We start from the raw sequence: 246 nt of genomic DNA, 5'->3' as shown, positions 1-246 counted from the left end.
GCCAACAGTGCCGGCGACAGCGATCCGCTGCCTTACCTGCCGCTGTTCAACCCGCTGGAGCTGGGGCTGCTGCTGTGCCTGGGCGCGCTGCTGGCCTGGGGCCGCTTCGCCCTGCCGCGTCTCGGCCTGGAGCCTGCGCGAGCGCTGCAGGTGGTGCAGGGCGTGGCGGGGCTGTCGCTGTTCGCCCTGCTTACCGTGATGGTGATGCGTACCGCGCACCACTGGGGCGGCGTGCCCTGGCAGAGC

At 72.4% G+C, this 246-nt stretch carries 1 protein-coding gene; it reads left to right on the top strand.

Annotated elements, in window-relative coordinates:
* On the top strand, nucleotides 1-246 hold a 246-nt coding region (locus tag P8629_RS12490), incomplete at both ends, for a DUF2339 domain-containing protein (RefSeq protein WP_278166415.1).

The organism is Hydrogenovibrio sp. 3SP14C1 (assembly GCF_029625905.1).
Lineage (GTDB): Bacteria > Pseudomonadota > Gammaproteobacteria > Thiomicrospirales > Thiomicrospiraceae > Hydrogenovibrio.
The sequence above is the reverse complement of the archived record's forward strand: the minus strand, read 5'-3'. Positions and strand labels throughout refer to the sequence as shown.